The sequence below is a fragment of the Kitasatospora sp. NPDC101447 genome (genome assembly GCF_044767225.1).
In the GTDB taxonomy this organism is placed as follows: domain Bacteria; phylum Actinomycetota; class Actinomycetes; order Streptomycetales; family Streptomycetaceae; genus Kitasatospora.
In genome coordinates, this window is the sequence record NZ_JBIWNL010000012.1 from 12809 (window position 1) to 29739 (window position 16931).

At 73.9% G+C, this 16931-nt stretch carries 16 protein-coding genes and 1 pseudogene; 7 read left to right on the top strand and 10 right to left on the bottom strand.

Features of this window, described 5'->3' with window-relative positions; all coding sequences use genetic code 11:
- Nucleotides 1–53: 53 nt before the first annotated feature.
- From ACIRST_RS18720 to hutU, 3 genes are read right to left on the bottom strand one after another with little or no spacing between them, the layout of a single operon-like run.
- A complete protein-coding gene (locus tag ACIRST_RS18720) occupies nt 54–1406 on the bottom strand; it encodes a formimidoylglutamate deiminase (protein WP_402803236.1) in 1353 nt (450 codons plus the stop codon).
- Nucleotides 1403–2584 carry an allantoate amidohydrolase gene (locus ACIRST_RS18725; RefSeq protein WP_350520100.1) on the bottom strand — a complete coding sequence of 394 codons (1182 nt, stop codon included), beginning with the start codon at nt 2582–2584 and terminating at the stop codon, nt 1403–1405. The genes ACIRST_RS18720 and ACIRST_RS18725 overlap by 4 nt, the downstream gene beginning before the upstream one ends.
- Nucleotides 2585–2604: 20 nt before the next feature.
- Nucleotides 2605–4275, bottom strand: coding sequence for a urocanate hydratase (hutU, locus tag ACIRST_RS18730; RefSeq protein WP_350520042.1), 1671 nt, complete (start codon nt 4273–4275; stop codon nt 2605–2607).
- Between the two features lie 172 nt (nt 4276–4447).
- Between hutU and ACIRST_RS18735 the strand changes: the two genes are divergently transcribed.
- Entirely contained in the window at nt 4448–5020 is a 573-nt protein-coding gene (locus tag ACIRST_RS18735) for a Uma2 family endonuclease (protein WP_402803171.1), read from the top strand.
- Between the two features lies 1 nt (nt 5021).
- Here the strand turns inward: ACIRST_RS18735 and ACIRST_RS18740 are convergent, their stop codons facing one another.
- Entirely contained in the window at nt 5022–5342 is a 321-nt protein-coding gene (locus tag ACIRST_RS18740; RefSeq protein WP_402803172.1) for a hypothetical protein, read from the bottom strand.
- 89 nt (nt 5343–5431) lie between these two features.
- Nucleotides 5432–6301: a MurR/RpiR family transcriptional regulator gene (locus ACIRST_RS18745; protein WP_350520040.1), complete on the bottom strand. Its 870-nt coding sequence runs from the start codon at nt 6299–6301 to the stop codon at nt 5432–5434.
- A gap of 262 nt (nt 6302–6563) precedes the next feature.
- Between ACIRST_RS18745 and ACIRST_RS18750 the strand changes: the two genes are divergently transcribed.
- A complete protein-coding gene (locus tag ACIRST_RS18750; RefSeq protein WP_350520039.1) occupies nt 6564–6986 on the top strand; it encodes a hypothetical protein in 423 nt (140 codons plus the stop codon).
- Nucleotides 6987–7014: 28 nt separating this feature from the next.
- Here the strand turns inward: ACIRST_RS18750 and hutH are convergent, their stop codons facing one another.
- The gene (gene hutH, locus ACIRST_RS18755) at nt 7015–8592 is read right to left on the bottom strand and encodes a histidine ammonia-lyase (protein ID WP_396551832.1); all 1578 of its coding nucleotides are present in this window, start codon (nt 8590–8592) and stop codon (nt 7015–7017) included.
- Between the two features lie 45 nt (nt 8593–8637).
- Between hutH and ACIRST_RS18760 the strand changes: the two genes are divergently transcribed.
- Complete coding sequence (locus tag ACIRST_RS18760) at nt 8638–9057, top strand: TetR/AcrR family transcriptional regulator C-terminal ligand-binding domain-containing protein (RefSeq protein ID WP_402803173.1); 420 nt, start codon at nt 8638–8640, stop codon at nt 9055–9057.
- Here ACIRST_RS18760 and ACIRST_RS18765 read toward each other — a convergent pair.
- The 4 genes and pseudogenes from ACIRST_RS18765 to ACIRST_RS18780 all read right to left on the bottom strand — a co-directional run bounded on the left by ACIRST_RS18765 (nt 9035) and on the right by ACIRST_RS18780 (nt 13795).
- Nucleotides 9035–9385, bottom strand: a complete 351-nt coding sequence (locus tag ACIRST_RS18765) for a hypothetical protein (RefSeq protein ID WP_402803174.1) — start codon at nt 9383–9385, stop codon at nt 9035–9037. The two genes, ACIRST_RS18760 and ACIRST_RS18765, sit on opposite strands and share 23 nt — an antisense overlap.
- A 713-nt stretch (nt 9386–10098) precedes the next feature.
- Nucleotides 10099–11256 (bottom strand): annotated as a pseudogene (locus ACIRST_RS18770) (diguanylate cyclase domain-containing protein); the annotation flags it as partial.
- A 347-nt stretch (nt 11257–11603) separates the two neighbouring features.
- Nucleotides 11604–12728, bottom strand: a complete 1125-nt coding sequence (locus ACIRST_RS18775; RefSeq protein WP_402803175.1) for an adenylate/guanylate cyclase domain-containing protein — start codon at nt 12726–12728, stop codon at nt 11604–11606.
- Between the two features lie 173 nt (nt 12729–12901).
- Nucleotides 12902–13795, bottom strand: coding sequence for a biotin--[acetyl-CoA-carboxylase] ligase (locus ACIRST_RS18780; protein WP_350520027.1), 894 nt, complete (start codon nt 13793–13795; stop codon nt 12902–12904).
- Between the two features lie 242 nt (nt 13796–14037).
- Here ACIRST_RS18780 and ACIRST_RS18785 point away from each other — a divergent pair, with 242 nt between their 5' ends.
- The 4 genes from ACIRST_RS18785 (at nt 14038) to ACIRST_RS18800 (ending at nt 16911) form a co-directional block, all read left to right on the top strand.
- Nucleotides 14038–15627 carry an acyl-CoA carboxylase subunit beta gene (locus ACIRST_RS18785; protein WP_350520026.1) on the top strand — a complete coding sequence of 530 codons (1590 nt, stop codon included), beginning with the start codon at nt 14038–14040 and terminating at the stop codon, nt 15625–15627.
- A gap of 29 nt (nt 15628–15656) precedes the next feature.
- Nucleotides 15657–15878 (top strand): acyl-CoA carboxylase subunit epsilon, encoded by a 222-nt coding sequence (locus ACIRST_RS18790; protein WP_350520025.1) that lies wholly within the window; start codon nt 15657–15659, stop codon nt 15876–15878.
- Between the two features lie 241 nt (nt 15879–16119).
- Entirely contained in the window at nt 16120–16260 is a 141-nt protein-coding gene (gene mmpB / locus ACIRST_RS18795) for a morphogenic membrane protein MmpB (protein WP_350520024.1), read from the top strand.
- Between the two features lie 48 nt (nt 16261–16308).
- Nucleotides 16309–16911: a nucleoside triphosphate pyrophosphatase gene (locus ACIRST_RS18800; RefSeq protein ID WP_350520023.1), complete on the top strand. Its 603-nt coding sequence runs from the start codon at nt 16309–16311 to the stop codon at nt 16909–16911.
- Nucleotides 16912–16931 lie beyond the last annotated feature (20 nt).

A 16931-nucleotide genomic window follows, 5' to 3' on the forward strand; every position in this document is an offset into this window, starting at 1 on the left:
GTGGACTGGGGTTCCAGCAGCGGACGGGGTTCGGCGGGGCGTTCGACGGGGGTTCAGCAGTCCAGCGCGCCGATGGCGGACCGCAGCGCGCCGGGCACGTCGGCCACCAGCTGGTGCACGCCGTCCCGCACGACGTGCCGGCCGCCGACCACCACATGCCGCACGTCCGCCGCCGAGGCGGCGAAGACCGCGATCTCGGCGCCGAGCCGGGGCGGCGGGCCCGCGGTGCGGACCGAGTCCAGCGCGATCACCGTGAAGTCGGCGAGCGCCCCGGCCTCGACCCGGCCGGCCTCCGGCCAGCCCAGCGAGGCGTGGCCGTCCTCGGTGCCGGCCCGCAGCAGCGCGTTGGCCGTCCAGTGGCCGCGGGTCCGGGTGCGCAGCCGCTCGTCCAGCTCCAGCGCGCGGGCCTCCTCGAACGGGTCGATGACCGCGTGGCTGTCGCTGCCCAGGGTGATCGGGCAGCCCGCCGAGGCGAGCCGGCGGGCCGGGCCGATGCCGTCCGCGAGGTCCCGTTCGGTGGTGGGGCACATGCAGACGGTCGTGGAGGAGTCGGTGAGGAGCTTGACGTCCTCGTCGGTGAGGTGGGTGGCGTGCACGACCGAGGTGCGCGGGCCGAGCGCGCCGTGGTCGGCGAGCAGCCGGGTCGGGGTGACGCCGTGCGCGGTCAGGCAGGCGTCGTTCTCGGCGGTCTGCTCGGACAGGTGGACGTGCAGCGGCGCCTTGCGCATCGCCGCCCAGTGCGCGACGGTGCCCAGCTGCTCGGCCGGGACGGCCCGGACCGAGTGGATGGCGGCGCCGATCCGGGCGTGCTCGCGGGGCTTGAGCGCGTCCACGCGCTCGGCCCAGGCCTGCGCGTCGCCGTCGCTGAACCGCTGCTGCGGCTTGGTGGGCTCGGCGCCGAAGCCGGCCGACAGGTAGCAGGTGTCCAGCAGGGTGATCCGGATGCCGGCCCGGGCGGCGGCCTCGATCAGCGCCTCGCCCATCGCGTTCGGGTCGGTGTAGCGGGCCCCGCCGGGTGCGTGGTGCAGGTAGTGGAACTCGCCGACGGCGGTGATCCCGGCCAGCGCCATCTCGGCGTAGACGGCGGTGGCGAGCTCCAGGTAGGCGTCCGGGTCGAGCGCGCCGGCGAACCGGTACATGGTGTCGCGCCAGGTCCAGAAGGTGCCGGAGCCGACCTGCACGTGCCCGCGCAGCGCCCGGTGGAAGGCGTGCGAGTGGGCGTTCGCCTGCCCCGGCAGCAGCAGCCCTTCGAGCCGGACGGCGCCGGGCGGGCAGGGCCCGCTGTCCGGCGTCACCGAGGTGGTCCGGCCGTCGGGGCCGGTGGCGATCAGCACGTCCCGCTCGACCACCGGCCCGTTCGGGTGCGGCAGCCAGGCGTACTGGGCCCAGTAGCTCACTGCGGTCACTGACACGCGAGGTCCTCCAGTACGTCGGCGAGGGCGGTGACCCCGGCCAGGCAGTCGGCCACCTCGGCGTGTTCGGCCGGGGAGTGGGAGACGCCGCTGGGGTTGCGCACGAACAGCATGGCGGTCGGGATCGCGGACGCCAGGATCCCGGCGTCGTGTCCCGCCCCGGTGGGCAGCACCGGGGCGTCCAGCAGCTTGGCGAGCCGGTCGCGCAGCGGCCCGTCGAAGTCCACCACCGGGGTGTAGGACTCGCGGGTCAGCTCGACCCGGACGCCGTCGCGCTCGCCGCGCTCGGCGGCGGCCTGCTCGATCTCGGCGACCAGCGCGGTGAGGGTGCGCTCGTCGGCCGCCCGGGAGTCCAGCCAGCCGCGCACCAGCGAGGCGATCGCGTTGGTGCCGTTGGGCTCGACCGCGACCTTGCCGAAGGTGGCCAGCGCGCCCGCCAGCTTCGCCTTCTTGCGAGCGGCGAGCACGGTGTTGGCGTAGGTCAGCATCGGGTCGCGGCGGTCCTCGATCCGCGTGGTGCCGGCGTGGTTGGCCTCGCCGTGGAAGTCGAACCGCCAGCGGCCGTGCGGCCAGATCGCGCCGGCCACCCCGACCGGCTGCCCCTCGGCGAGGTAGCGGCCCTGCTCGACGTGGAGTTCGACGAAGGCGCCGATCCGGGCCAGCCGGTCGTCGTCCGCACCGATCCCGGTCGGGTCGTAGCCGGCCTTCTCCATCGCGTCGGGCAGCCGGACGCCGGCGGCGTCGCGCAGCTCGTACGCGGCCTCCTGGGAGAGCACGCCGGCGGTCAGCCGGGAGCCGATGCAGGCCACGCCGAACCGGGCGCCCTCCTCGTCACCGAAGTTGACGATCGCCAGCGGCCGGGTGAACTCCGTTCCCCGGGCGCGGAGTTCGTCCAGCGCGGCGAAGGAGGAGACCACCCCGAGCGGGCCGTCGAAGGCGCCGCCGTCCGGGACGGAGTCCAGGTGCGAACCGGTGACGACGGCGCCGCCGGCCTGCGGATCGCCCAGCCAGGCCCACTGGTTGCCGTTGCGGTCCAGTTCGTACGCCAGACCGCGGTCGCGGGCCTGCTGCTCGAACCAGGCGCGACACTCGGCGTCGGCGGAGTTCCAGGCGAAGCGGCGGTAGCCGCCGGTGGAGGCGGAGCGGCCCACGGGGAGCAGCTCCGCCCACATCTCCTCGAAGGACGGGACCGTCACAGTTCACCCATCGGGACGCGCACGCCACGCTCGGCGGCGACCTCGTCGGCGCGGTCGTAGCCGGCGTCCACGTGCCGGATGACGCCCATGCCCGGGTCGTTGGTGAGCACCCGGCGGATCTTCTCCCCGGCCAGCGCGGTGCCGTCGGCGACGGTGACCTGCCCGGCGTGGATCGAGCGGCCGATACCGACGCCGCCGCCGTGGTGGATGGAGACCCAGGAGGCGCCGGAGGCGACGTTGACCATGGCGTTGAGCAGCGGCCAGTCGGCGATGGCGTCCGAGCCGTCCAGCATCGCCTCGGTCTCCCGGTACGGGGAGGCGACCGAGCCGCAGTCCAAGTGGTCACGGCCGATGACGATCGGCGCGGACAGCTCGCCCGAGGCGACCATGTCGTTGAAGCGCTCGCCGGCCTTGTCGCGCTCGCCGTAGCCGAGCCAGCAGATGCGCGCGGGCAGGCCCTGGAAGTGCACCTTCTCCTGGGCCATCTTGATCCAGCGGTGCAGCGACTCGTTCTCCGGGAAGAGGTCGAGGACGGCCTTGTCGGTCTTGTGGATGTCCTGCGGGTCGCCGGACAGCGCGGCCCAGCGGAACGGGCCCTTGCCCTCGCAGAACAGTGGGCGGATGTACGCGGGGACGAAGCCGGGGAAGGCGAAGGCGCGGTCGTAGCCGGCCAGCTGGGCCTCGCCGCGGATCGAGTTGCCGTAGTCGAAGACCTCGGCGCCGCGGTCCATGAAGCCGACCATGGCCTCGACGTGCTTGGCCATCGACTCGCGGGAGCGCTGGGTGAACTCGGCGGGCTTCTCGGCCGCGTAGGTCGCCATGTCGTCGAAGGCGACGCCGACCGGCAGGTAGCTCAGCGGGTCGTGGGCGCTGGTCTGGTCGGTGACGATGTCGATCGGCGCGTCCATCGCGAGCAGCTGCGGGAAGACCTCGGCGGCGTTGCCCAGCAGGCCGATGGAGAGCGGCTGCTTCTTGTCGCGGGCGGCGGTGGCCAGCTCCAGCGCGTGGCTGAGGTCCTTGGCCTCGACGTCCAGGTAGCGGTGCTCGATCCGGCGGGAGATGCGGGACGGGTCGCAGTCGATGCAGATCGCCACGCCGCCGTTCATGGTGACGGCCAGCGGCTGGGCGCCGCCCATGCCGCCGAGGCCGGCGGTGAGGGTGATGGTGCCCTCCAGCGTGCCGTTGAACCGCTTGTTGGCGACGGCGGCGAAGGTCTCGTAGGTGCCCTGGAGAATGCCCTGGGTGCCGATGTAGATCCACGAGCCGGCGGTCATCTGGCCGTACATGGTGAGCCCGAGGCTCTCCAGCCGGCGGAACTCCTCCCAGTTGGCCCAGTCGCCGACCAGGTTGGAGTTGGCGATCAGCACCCGCGGCGCCCACTCGTGGGTCTGCATCACACCGACCGGGCGGCCGGACTGGACCAGCATGGTCTCGTCCTGCTTCAGGCCCTGCAGCGTCTTCACCATGGCGTCGAAGGAGCGCCAGTCCCGTGCGGCCTTGCCGGTGCCGCCGTACACGACCAGCTTCGACGGGTGCTCGGCCACCTCGGGGTCGAGGTTGTTCATCAGCATCCGCAGGGCGGCCTCCTGCTGCCACCCCTGCGTCGTGAGCCCCGTGCCACGCGCCGCGCGCACCTCGCGCGGCCCGCTCGCCTGCTGCTGCACCATAGTCCCGGCCTCCCTGCGGATGGATTCATTCAAGCTCTGTTCGACTGAATATAACTAAACAAGCGGGTTTCGACCAGACCCCGGAACAATCCGATCAAGGCGTGAGACAACACGGCCGCCCGCCATACGCTGGGGCCCCGAACACCAGCCACTCGGCCCATCAGAGGACCTCATGGCAACCACCCCCGTGCGCCCCGGCGCCCTGCGCCGAGCAGCGGAAGAGATCGAGCGCAGCACGGAGCTGCGAGTCGAGATCATCGGAGGCGCCCTGCTGATGTCTCCGCCCCGCCGAGGCAAGCACGCCGGAACCGTGCGACGACTCCGCGAACGGATCGGCTCACGACTGGCCGGAGGACTCGGCGTCTACGAGTCGGCGTCCGTCGGCCCGCCGGACGCCGAGGACGACTACGCGACTCCCGACCTGCTCGCACTGCCCGTCGAGTGGGAGAACAACGACGCCTGGTTGGCCGAACCTCGCCGCACCGCCCTCGCCGTCGAGGTGGTTCCCACCCTGTCGCCCGTCAGCCACCTCGCGACCAAGACCAGCTGGTACGCCGTCGCGGGCGTGCCGACGCTCCTCGCGCTCGACCCGCGCAACGGCAGCTGGACGCTCTACACCCACCCCCGCGACGGTGCCTACCAGGGCATCCTGCACGGCAAGTACGGCGAGCCCGTCCCACTGCCCGCGCCGCTGCCCGCCGAGCTGGACACCTCAGGTCTCCCCCTGTACGCGCCCCGCAGCTGAGTCAGGCCGCCGCGTCACCGTCCCAGTCGATGCCGATCTCGGCGAGCCAGCGGCGGTCGTCGGCGTCCGGGGTGGGCGGGGACGGCGGGCGGGGGATGTTCTGGACGGGGCCGAGGCCGTACTTCTCGGCGGCCGCGGCGGCGCGGGCGTCGGGTTCGATGACGCCGACGTGGACGGCGGACTCGTCGCCCGGGTCGAGGACGGTCAGTTCGGGTTCGGGCAGGCGCCGCAGGGTGACTCGGCGCCCGCAGGTGGGGCAGGACCATTCGTCGGCACCCGAGGCCAGGCGGGCGACGAACTTCATCTCGTGGATCACGCGCATGGGTGACACCCCCTGCAGGAGGGGATGCCCGGGTTTGTGACGGCTACTCCCCTGTCGCTGCTCCAGGCCGCGTCCGTTCCGGGCTGCGGCTATTCCAAGAAGAGCCCGCGTGCCGCCGCCGACTGCTCGATCGCCTCCAACCGGGCTTCCGCGCCCGGGAGTTCGTCGCACATGGCCTGCAGCAGCACCCGGCCGAGCATCATCGGCGCGCACGCGGTGTCGAAGACCAGCCCGGTGCCGACGGCGGCCGGCAGCATCAGGTCGGAGAGCTTGGCGACCGGCGCGAAGGCGCTGTCGGCGACGGTGAGCACGGTCAGCCCGCACTCCCGGGCCACCGCCAGGGCGTCCATCAACTCCCGCGGGTAGCGCGGCAGCGCGAAGCAGAGCAGCGCGGTGGCCCCGGCCGCGGCGGCCTGTTCGAGGCGATCGGCGAGCATGCTGCCGCCCTCGTCCAGGAGCCGGATGTCCGGGTGCACCTTGGCGGCGAAGTAGGCGAAGCCGCGGGCCTGCGCCGAGGCGGCCCGCAGGCCGAGCACGGGCAGCGGGCGGGAGGCGGCGAGCAGCCGGGCGGCCCGGATGATCGGCTCCGGGTCGGCGAGGAGTTCGGCGAGGTGGCGCAGGTGCGCGATCTCGGCGAGCACGGCCTGCTGGTGCTCGTTGCGCACCGCGTCGTCCGGGGTCTCCGGCGCGGTCGGCTCTCCCCCGCCGAGTTCGCGCAGCTGCTTGCGCAGCGCCGGGTAGCCGTCGTACCCGAGGGCGACCGCGAAGCGGGTGACGGAGGGCTGGCTGACGCCCGCGAGTTCGGCGACCTCGACGCTGGACAGGAACGGCGCCTCGGTGGCGTGCCGCACCAGGGAGTGCGCGATCCGGCGCTGGGTCGGCGTCAGCCGGTGGCCCTCGAAGAGCTGGAGCAGCCGGGCGGAGGGGCCGACGCTGCCGGTCTCGTCGGTGGCGGTCATCAGCGGTACCTCCGGGTGCGAGCGGTTCGGACGACGACTGTGCAGCAGCGGGCCGCGCCTGGCAAAGACGTCTCGTACGGCGGGACGCAACGTGAGACGTCCCGCGGATCGGACCGGATCGAACGGTATCCGGACACTTCCGAGCCGGGCCCGGGCGGTCGCCGGGTCCGGCTCGGGGTAACCCTGATTTGTCCCTGAGCCCGCCCGGATTCCCCCCGCGAACGGATGGACCGGGCGTCACCGCGGGGCCAGGCTGGACCCCATGGACACTCGCCAGGACGATCTGCGGCGCGACCTCGACGCCACCCTGCAGGCCCGCAAGGAGCTCGGCAAGGAGTACGAGGACGAGCTCGTCGACTCCTTCATGAAGCGCCTCGACGCCCGCCTGGACGCGCGGGTCGAGCGCTCCGTGGCACAGCGGATGGACGACCACGAGCCGGGTCCGTACCGCGACCGCCACCACCGGTCCCGCCGCCAGGGCTGGACCAAGCGCTCCGGCAGCGGGCTCGCGGTGGTCTCGATGGCCTTCGGCATCCCGTTGACCGCGATCGCCAGCAACCCCACGAACGGCGGCTTCGCCGGTCTGCTGGTCTGCTGGGCGGGCATCGTCGGGGTCAACTTCGCCGCCGCGTTCGGCGAGCGCCGCAACCGTGAGGACCGTCGGCCGCGGAGCGACTGGGACTGAGCCCCGGTCGCCCCGCGCCGGCGGTGCGTCAGGCCAGCGGGCCGGTGACCTCTTCGACCGCGCGCACCAGGTCGCCGGAGGCGACCAGCGCCGCGGCCGCCTCCAGGTCCGGCGAGAGGAAGCGGTCGCGGCCGGCGCCGCCGACCCCCGCCTCCCGGGCGACGGCCAGCGCGGCCGCGGAGGCCGGGGCGATCCGGCCGGCCGAGTCGGCCTGCTGACGGATCTCCAGCGCGCGGGCGGCGGCGGTGAGTTCGACGGCGAGGATCCGGCCGAGGTTGTCGACGGCCTGGCGCAGCTTGCGCGCGGCCGACCAGCCCATCGACACGTGGTCCTCCTGCATCGCGGAGGACGGGATCGAGTCGACCGAGGCCGGGACGGCGAGCCGCTTGTTCTCGCTGACCAGCGCCGCCTGGGTGTACTGGGCGATCATCAGGCCGGAGTCCACGCCCGGGTCGTCGGCCAGGAAGGCCGGCAGGCCGTGCGAGCGGGCCTTGTCGAGCAGCCGGTCGGTGCGGCGCTCGGAGATCGAGCCGAGGTCGGCGGCGGCGATGGCGAGGAAGTCCAGCACGTACGCGACCGGGGCGCCGTGGAAGTTGCCGTTGGACTCCACCCGGCCGTCCGGCAGCACCACCGGGTTGTCCACCGAGGCGGCGAGCTCGCGGGAGGCGACCAGCTGGGCGTGCGCCAGGGTGTCGCGGCCGGCGCCGGCCACCTGCGGGGCGCAGCGGATCGAGTACGCGTCCTGGACGCGCGGTGCGTCGTCCTGGTGGTGGCCGGTGAGGCCGGAGTCCTTGAGGACGGCCAGCATGTTGGCGGCGCTGAGCGCCTGGCCCGGGTGCGGGCGGATCGGGGCGTGCAGCTCGGGGGCGAGCACCTTGTCGGTGCCGAGCAGCGCCTCCAGGCTCATGGCGGCGGTGATGTCGGCGGTGGTGAACAGGCGCTGCAGGTCGGAGATGGCCATGACCAGCATGCCGAGCATGCCGTCGGTGCCGTTGATGAGGGCCAGTCCCTCCTTCTCCAGCAGCTCGACCGGCTCGATGCCGGCGGCGGCGAGCAGCTCGGCGACGGGCTTCTCCTCGCCGTCCGGGCCGGTGGCGGTGCCCTCGCCCATCAGGACCAGCGCGCAGTGCGACAGCGGCGCGAGGTCACCGGAGCAGCCGAGCGAGCCGAACTCCCGGACCACCGGGGTGATGCCGGCGTTGAGCAGGGCGGCCATGGTCTGCGCGACCAGCGGACGCACCCCGGTACGGCCGGAGGCCAGCGTCTTCATCCGCAGGAACATCAGCGCGCGGACCACCTCGCGCTCGACGGCCGGGCCCATGCCGGCGGCGTGCGAGCGCACCAGCGACCGCTGCAGCTGGGCGCGCAGCTCGGGGCTGATGTGCCGCACGGCGAGCGCGCCGAAGCCGGTCGACACGCCGTAGACGGGGCGCGGCTCGGCCGCGAGGGCGTCGATCCGCGCACGGGCGGCCGCCATCTCGGCGAGCGCGTCGGGACCGATCTCGACCCGGGCGTTGCCCCGGGCGACGGCCAGAACGTCCTCGGCGCTGACGTCGGCCTTGCCGACCAGGACCAGCGGAGCGTCGGGGGCCACAGCACTGTGCATATCCATATACACCATCACATCAGGTGAATGAAGATATGACAACAGGTGCTCGCCATTCGGATTCTCCGACCTCGGCGTCCACAGCGCACCCCGCAGCCCCCTCGCACCCCCCGCCCCGCCGGTACTCCCCTACGACCCGAGCTCCGCCTCGATCAGGTCGACCGCCCGGCCGGTGCCGCCCTCGGCCCGTCCGGCGGCGGACAGCGCGCGCAGCCGCTCGGCCACCGCAGGATCCCCGACCAGCTCCAGCAGCGCCACCCGCAGCGCCTCCGCAGCGCCCGCGAGGCCGGCCAGCTCGCCCCCGACGCCGACCTCGACCTGGCCCTCGAACTCCTCTACGGCCCGCTGCACTACCGCTGGCAGTACCGGCTCGGCCCGCTCGGCCACGACCACGCCGACCGCCTGGTCGACGCCGCACTGCGCGCCCTCGGTCCGCGGACCGCTAGCGGCGGTTCGAGCGCCTGACCCAGAGGACGACCAGGACCGTCACCAGCAGGACGATCAGCAGCGCCGTGGTCAGCCACCCGAGGAAGCCGTGGAAGAACCCGTGGAAGAAGCCGCGCTTCACCTTCTTCTTCGTCTTCGACTTCGACTTGGACCCGGCGAGCCGGGCGATCCGGTGTACCCCGGCCCCGTCCCGCGCCTGCGGCACCCGCTCCGGCGCCGTACGCGCCGCTCCCGCCGCCCCCGCCGTCCGCACCACCGGCACCGCCGACGCCGGAGCGGCCACCGCCACCCCGCCGCCGAGCACCAGCACCCCGGCCACCGCCGCACCCGCCAACCGTCTGCCCACGCCACGCCCCCCGTTGCCGCTCGACCGGCCACCCACCATCCCACCGCCGCGCCCCCGGTGACAGCCCCGGCCCCCGACCGCGACCCACCCGCGACACACCGGTCACCGAACCGGAACACGCCCGGGAGCACCCGCCGTCCGGGCGCTCACACCACCGGGGGCGAGGCCGCGCCCGCCAGGGCGACGGCGGCCAGCGCGCGCATCGCGCAGGCGGCCTGGCCGAGGGGGAGGGTGGCGTCGTCGGCGAAGAGTTCGACGAGCCAGCCGCCGGCCGCGTTCTGGCCGCCGGCCGCGACCATGCCGCGGTAGCCGGAGACGACGAGCATGGCCTCCTCCGCCGGGTCGTTGCCGGCGGCGCCGGCCCGCAGGGCGAAGGCGCCGCCGCGGACGGCGCGGCGGGTCATCGGGTAGTGGCGCAGGTCGAAGACGGCGTCTGGGGCCTCGATCTGGGCGCGCTGGGTCTCGGCGCGGGTGCTGCTGGGGCCGCTGGTCATCCGGTAGACGGCGTGCTGGGCGGTGCGCATGAGGTGGGAGCCGGGCGGGACGTACGAGACCCACCAGCCGACGGCGTCGAGCAGCCGGGCCGAGGTCTCGGCGACGACGACGAGCTTGGCGAGGGTGTCGGCCGGGTGGACGGCCCGCGCCGCGGCGGCCTGGTCGAGGGCGGCGAGGACGGCGGTGAGCAGCTGGCCCGGGTCGGCGCTGTGGGCGGCGCCGCGGAACCGCCGCCGGTCGCCCGTGCCGGCCCGGCCGTTCGGCCCGCGCCGCCCGTCGGCCCGGTGGTGCGGGTCGGCGGCGTCGGCGAGCAGCACGGTGGGGTCGGGCGAGAAGCCGGGGCCGTGGCTGCGCCCGGCGACCACCGGGTGGGCGGCGCGGGCGGCCTTGGCCCGGTACTGGGCGGCGTCGGCGAGGCGGAAGAGCCGGTCGGGGGTGGTGACCGGACCGATGGAGTCCCCGGTGGAGGCGACGCCGCAGGCCACGCCCTCGCCCTCGGACAGCGCGAGCGCCCGGGCGCACAGCTCCTCGGCGACGGCGACCACCTCGTCGGCCTTCTGCCCCTCCACCAGCAGGCAGAACTCGTCGCCGCCGAGCCGGGCGGCGAGGCTGCCGGGGAGTTTGGCGGCGGCCAGCGAGAGCTGGTGGGCGAACCGTTCCAGCAACCGGTCGCCCATCTCGTGGCCGAGCTGGTCGTTGACCCGCTTCAGCCCGTTGACGTCGCAGACGACCAGCGAGACCACGGTGTTGTGCCGGTTGTGCGCCTCCAGCGCGCTCTCCAGCCGGGCGTCGACGGCGCGCCGGTTGGCGAGGCCGGTGAGCGGGTCGGAGAAGGCGAGCTTGCGCAGGTCGGCGAGGCGTTCGGTCTGGGCGAGCCCGGCGGAGACCTGGGCGGCGAGCAGGGTCGCGTAGTCGGCGTCGGCCTCGGTGAACTCGGGCATCCCGACCGACCGGGCGAGGTACAGCTCACCCCAGGCCTGCCCGTGCAGCACGATCGGCGCGACCACGCAGCAGGCCCGTCCGCGCCGGCGCAGCGCCGCGGCGCGTTCCCGGCAGTACGCGCCGGCGGTCGGGTGGGTGTGGCCGGCGTGCGGTTCGGTGTTCTCGGCGCTCTGCAGCCAGGCGCGCGGCAGCCGCCCGGTGGTCCAGCGCTCCTCCAGATAGGTGACGATCTCGGGGAAGTCGGCGACCGGGTACGACTCGTCCTCGGGCAGTTCCTCCTCGCCCGGGGCGAGGTCGCCGTGGTTGACCAGCACCCGCAGCCGGCCGGACTCGCGGTCCCAGACCGAGACGGCCGCCATGGTGGCGCCGAGCGCCTCGGTGGCCCGGGTGGCGGCGGCCCGGACGGCCTCCAGGGGGGTGAGTGCGCCGGCCATGTCCTGGGCCAGCTCGACCACGGACTGCAGCCTCAGGTCGGGCAGCGGGTCGCGGTGCCGCGAGCCGCCGCAGTCGCAGCCGCGGTCCGTCATGATCGCCTCACTGCTCACCGGCTCGCCTCGCTCCCTGTGCTCGGTCCTGCCAGACCCCCGTCGCCCGGTCGCACCCGACCGGCCGCTTGCACCAAGACTATGGCGGTTTCGTTCGGTTATGCCCCGTTTGCCCGGATGGACCATCTCAGAACCGTACGGGTTTCAACCGTTCGACACCCGCAGAACAGCAGCCGAACCCCTCCCGTCGCCGCCCGCTCCGTCCTCCCGGCGCCGTGCCAGGCACCGCGCCGCCGCTACTCCGGCTTCAGCCGCCGGGTCAGCAGCCACGGCTCCACCAGCCCGAGCCCCCGCACCGGCCGCCGCCACATCGGCTGCAGGTGGAAGCGGGCGCCGGCGTCCGGCCCCGGCATCGGCAGCCCGGAGGCGGGCATCCCGGCGGCGGCCGACAGCGCCTCGGCCAGGCCCGGCCCCTCCGAGTCGGCCGGGGCGACGCTGCCGTTCTGCTCCAGCGCGGCGGCGAACTCGCCGTCGATCAGCACCGCGTCCTTGGGCGCGATCGAGGTGAGCCGGCTGGCCAGGTTGACGGTGGTGCCGAAGACGTCGCCCATCCGCGAGGTGACCGTGCCGAAGGCCATGCCGACCCGCAGCGGCGGGATGGCGTCGTTCCCGGCCAGTGCCTCGATCAGGCTGAGCGCGATCTCGGCGGCGGTCGCCGGGTCCTCCGAGACGTAGAGGATCTCGTCGCCGAGGGTCTTGATCACCCGGCCGCCCTGTCCGGCGATCAGGTCGGAGCAGGTGTTCTCGAAGGTCTCGACGAGCTCGCCGAGCTCCTCCTCCTCCAGCCGCCGGGACAGCCGGGTGAAGCCGACCAGGTCGGCGAAGCCGACGGCGAGCCGTCCGCTGGTGATCTCGTGGTCCTCGGCGGCCTGCACCACCCGGCCGGTGACGGCGGCCAGCTGGCGCCGCCAGACGTACACCAGGAACTGCTCCAGCTCCGGCAGCAGCAGCTCGACCAGCGGGTAGGCCACGTCGGCGCGGGTCAGCCCGGGTTCGACGGACTGGGTGAGGTTCTCCAGGAAGGTGTCCATCTGCCAGCCGGCCAGCCGGGCCGTGGTCTGGCCGGTGGAGCGGGCCACCTGGATGGCCATGGACTCGCTCAGCAGTCCGGACTCGACCAGGCCGGCGAGGCGCCGCAGCGCGATCACGTCGCCGTCGGTGAGCGCCCTGGACTGGCCGATGTCGGGGAAGCCCATGGCCCGCCAGAACCGGGTGGCCAGCTCCATCGGGACGTCGGCGGCGCGCGCGGCCTGGTACGGCGTGTAACGGCGCGGCGCGTCCAGGATCAGGCGTTCCAGTTCGAGCGCGACCGTGGGGTCGTTGCTGCCCGCCGTCGTGCCGCTGCTGCCGTCCTCTGCCACCGGTCCGTCCCCGTGCGGTCGCCGCACTCGCCTCGTGTCCTACCTGTCCGGGCGCACCGCCCGCCACCCAGGCGGGCAGTGGCGCGCCTCACACCGCTGCCAGGTGGAATGTTCGCACGGAATCGCCGGATCCGGGGCATCAGCCCGGGTCAAGGAGAGGTGAAGACTGCCGTTCAGCGGGGCTCGGGGCGCACGTGGACGACGTCGCCCGCGCCGACCGCCCGGCGTGCGCCGTCGGGCGTACGAACCACCAGCCGCCCGTCGCCGTCCACCGCCACCGCCTCGCCGACCAGCTCGGTGTCGCCGGGCAGGTGGACCTTCACCTGGCGGCCGAGCGTGGTGCAGCGGTCCACGTAGGCGCGCAGCAGGTCGCTGGCGTGCGGGTCGCCGGCGGCGGCCGTCCACTCGCGGTACAGCTCGGCGAGTTCGCGCAGCAGGGCCCGCAGCAGGGTGCCGCGGTCGGTGGTGGCGGCGCCGGCCAGCGCGAGCGAGGCGGCGGTGGGGACGGGCAGCTCCTCGGCGCGCAGCGAGACGTTGAGGCCGAGGCCGACCACCACGGCGCCGCCGGCCAGCTCGGTGAGGATGCCGCCGACCTTGCGCTCCGCGCCGTCGATCTCCACCTGCAGGTCGTTGGGCCACTTCAGCCCGACCTCGACCTCGGCGATCCGGCCGAGCGTGCTGGCCGCGGCCACCCCGACCAGGATCGGCAGCCAGCCGTAGCGCTCGACCGGCACCTCCTCGGGGCGCAGCAGGACGGACAGGAACAGCCCGGAGCGGGCCGGGGCGGTCCACTGCCGGTCCAGCCGGCCGCGCGCGGCGCTCTGCGCCTCGGCCACCAGCACCGCACCCTGGGCCGCGCCGGCCTTGGCCCGGGCGGCGAGGTCGCTGTTGGTGGAGCCGGTCTCGGTGACGACGTCCAGGGAGGTCCAGAGCCCGCCCGGCACGAGCAGGTCGTGGCGCAGCGCCTCCTCGTCGAGCGGCGGACGGTCCAGGTCGGTCCACGGCGACGGTCCGGTGTGGCCGAAGCCGCGCAGTCCGCTGCGGCGGGGGGTGTCGGAGGCGTTCATGCGGGAAACCCTAGGGCGTGAGCGCAGCCGGGGGGCGTAGGCCGCCCCATCGTCCCGCAGAACGGCCGTCAACAAAACTGTGTCGATGGCCATAACGCCAGGACGTGCCGAATCGCCCTCCGCGCTGGCTACGCTACCCAGCGGTAGTTCGTAGCGCCGCCCTGCCCTCATGCGCGGGCCCCATCCACCCGGTCCGCGCGCACTCGAACAGGTCGCGGCCATGGATCAGGGAGAGCCACCGGATGACCGAGGCGCCGTACGACCCCCACACGACCGCCGGCAAGCTCGCCGACCTGCGGCGCAGGCTCGACGAGGCGGTGCACTCCGGCTCGGCCAAGGCCGTGGAGAAGCAGCACGCCAAGGGCAAGCTGACCGCCCGCGAGCGGGTCGTGGAGCTGCTGGACGAGGACTCCTTCGTGGAGTTCGACGAATTCGCCCGGCACCGCTCGACCAACTTCGGCCAGGAGAGGAACCGCCCGTACGGCGACGGCGTGGTGACCGGCTACGGCACCGTCGACGGCCGCCAGGTCGCGGTCTTCGCCCAGGACTTCACCGTCTTCGGCGGTTCCCTCGGCGAGGTCTTCGGCGAGAAGATCGTCAAGGTGATGGACTTCGCGCTGAAGACCGGCTGCCCGGTCATCGGCATCAACGACTCCGGCGGCGCCCGGATCCAGGAGGGCGTGGTCTCGCTCGGCCTGTACGGCGAGATCTTCCGCCGCAACGTGCACGCCTCGGGCGTCATCCCGCAGATCTCGCTGATCATGGGCCCCTGCGCCGGCGGCGCGGTGTACTCCCCCGCGATCACCGACTTCGTGGTGATGGCCGACAAGACCTCGCACATGTTCATCACCGGCCCGGACGTGATCAAGACCGTCACCGGCGAGGACGTGGGCATGGAGGAGCTGGGCGGCGCGCGCACCCACAACACCAAGTCCGGCAACGCGCACTACCTGGCCGCGGACGAGAAGGAGGCGGTCGAGTACGTCAAGAGCCTGCTCTCGTACCTGCCCTCCAACAACCTGAGCGACCCGCCGTCCTACGCCGAGCAGGCCGACCTGTCGGTCACCGACGAGGACCTCGAACTCGACACGATCGTGCCGGACTCGGCGAACCAGCCGTACGACATGCGCAAGGTCATCGAGCACATCGTCGACGACGGCGAGTTCCTGGAGACCCAGCCGCTGTACGCCGGCAACATCATCACCGGCTTCGGCCGGGTCGAGGGCCAGTCGGTCGGCATCGTCGGCAACCAGCCGATGGACCTGGCCGGCTGCCTGGACATCAACGCCAGCGAGAAGGCCGCCCGCTTCATCCGCACCTGCGACTCGTTCAACATCCCGGTGCTGACCTTCGTGGACGTGCCCGGCTTCCTGCCCGGCACCGAGCAGGAGTGGGACGGCATCATCCGCCGCGGCGCCAAGCTGATCTACGCCTACGCCGAGGCCACCGTCCCGCTGATCACCGTGATCACCCGCAAGGCCTTCGGCGGCGCCTACGACGTCATGGGCTCCAAGCACCTGGGCGCCGACCTCAACCTGGCCTGGCCGACCGCCCAGATCGCCGTCATGGGCGCGCAGGGCGCGGTCAACATCCTGCACCGCCGGGAGATCGCCGAGGCCGAGGCGGCCGGGAACGTCGAGGAGAAGCGGGCCGAGCTGATCGCCTCGTACGAGGACACCCTGCTGAACCCGTACCTGGCGGCCGAGCGCGGCTACGTCGACGCGGTCATCGCGCCGAGCGAGACGCGCCGGCACATCGTCCGGGGCCTGCGGGCGCTGCGCGGCAAGCGCGAGGTGCTGCCGCCGAAGAAGCACGGCAACATCCCCCTGTAGGCCCCATCCCTGTCGGGAGAGAACCAGCCATGTCCCCGATCCACGTGCTGCACGGGCAGCCGACCCCCGAGGAGCTGGCCACCGTCCTGGCGGTGGTCCAGGCCCGGGCCGCCGCCGCGCAGGCCGCCGCCGAGGCGGCGCGTCAGGCCGGCGCCGGCCCGGCCTCCCCCTGGAACGACCGCTCGCGCCTGCTCCGCCCCGCCCTCCGCCCGGGCGTCAACGCCTGGCGGACGTCGGGCTGGGCGCACTGAGCCGAACCGACCGCACGCGGAGCAGGAAGTCGGCCCGTCCGACGTCCTGCTCCGCCGTCGTCGACCGTCCGTCCACCCCCGGCGCGCCGGGGCGGAGGGGCGCGCCGGGGGCAGCAGGCGCACCGGGGCCGCGCGCACGCCGGAGCGCGAGGCGCGTCCGGGCGGCGGACGCGCCCGGACGGCCGTCAACCTGAGTACGGATACTCAGGCGTCCGGGCCCGGCGCGGCGCACTCTGGACGGGTGCTCTGGTCAGACCCCCGTGACGAGCCCTCGCCCGAGGCCCGTCGAATGCAGGAACGGATGCAGCGGGCCGGCAGGGTGCTCGCCGCCATCGTGCTGGTGGGCTCCGTCCTGATCATGATCGCCCGACTGTTCACCTGAACGGCGGACACCGGCACCCCCGGAGCGGCACCCCCTACGCTGGTGGCCATGACCGACCAGCGCACCCTCGTCCTCGCCTCCGCCTCCCCCGCCCGCCTCGGGCTGCTGCGCCAGGCGGGTCTCGACCCGCGCGTGGTGGTCAGCGGCGTCGACGAGGACGCGATCAGCGCCGCCTCGCCCGCCGAGCTCGCGCTCGTCCTGGCCGAGGCCAAGGCGAAGGCCGTCGCCGCCGACCTCGCCGGCGGCGAGCTGGTGATCGGCTGCGACTCCGTCCTGGAGCTGGACGGCCGGGCCCTCGGCAAGCCCGCCGACGCCGCCGAGGCGGTGGCCCGCTGGCAGTCGATGCGCGGCCGCGCCGGGGTGCTGCGCACCGGCCACTGCGTGATCGACACCGTCACCGGCCGGCAGTCCTCGGCCACCGCCTCCACCACCGTCCGCTTCGGCACCCCGGACGACGACGAGATCGCCGCCTACGTGGCCTCCGGCGAGCCGCTGCACGTGGCCGGGGCGTTCACCCTGGACGGCCGCTCGGCGCCCTTCGTCGAGGGCATCGACGGCGACCCGGGCAACGTCATCGGCCTCTCGCTGCCGCTGCTGCGCCGCCTGCTCGCCGACCTCGACGTCCGGATCATCGATCTGTGGACCAACTGACCTGCCGCATCCGGCCGTCG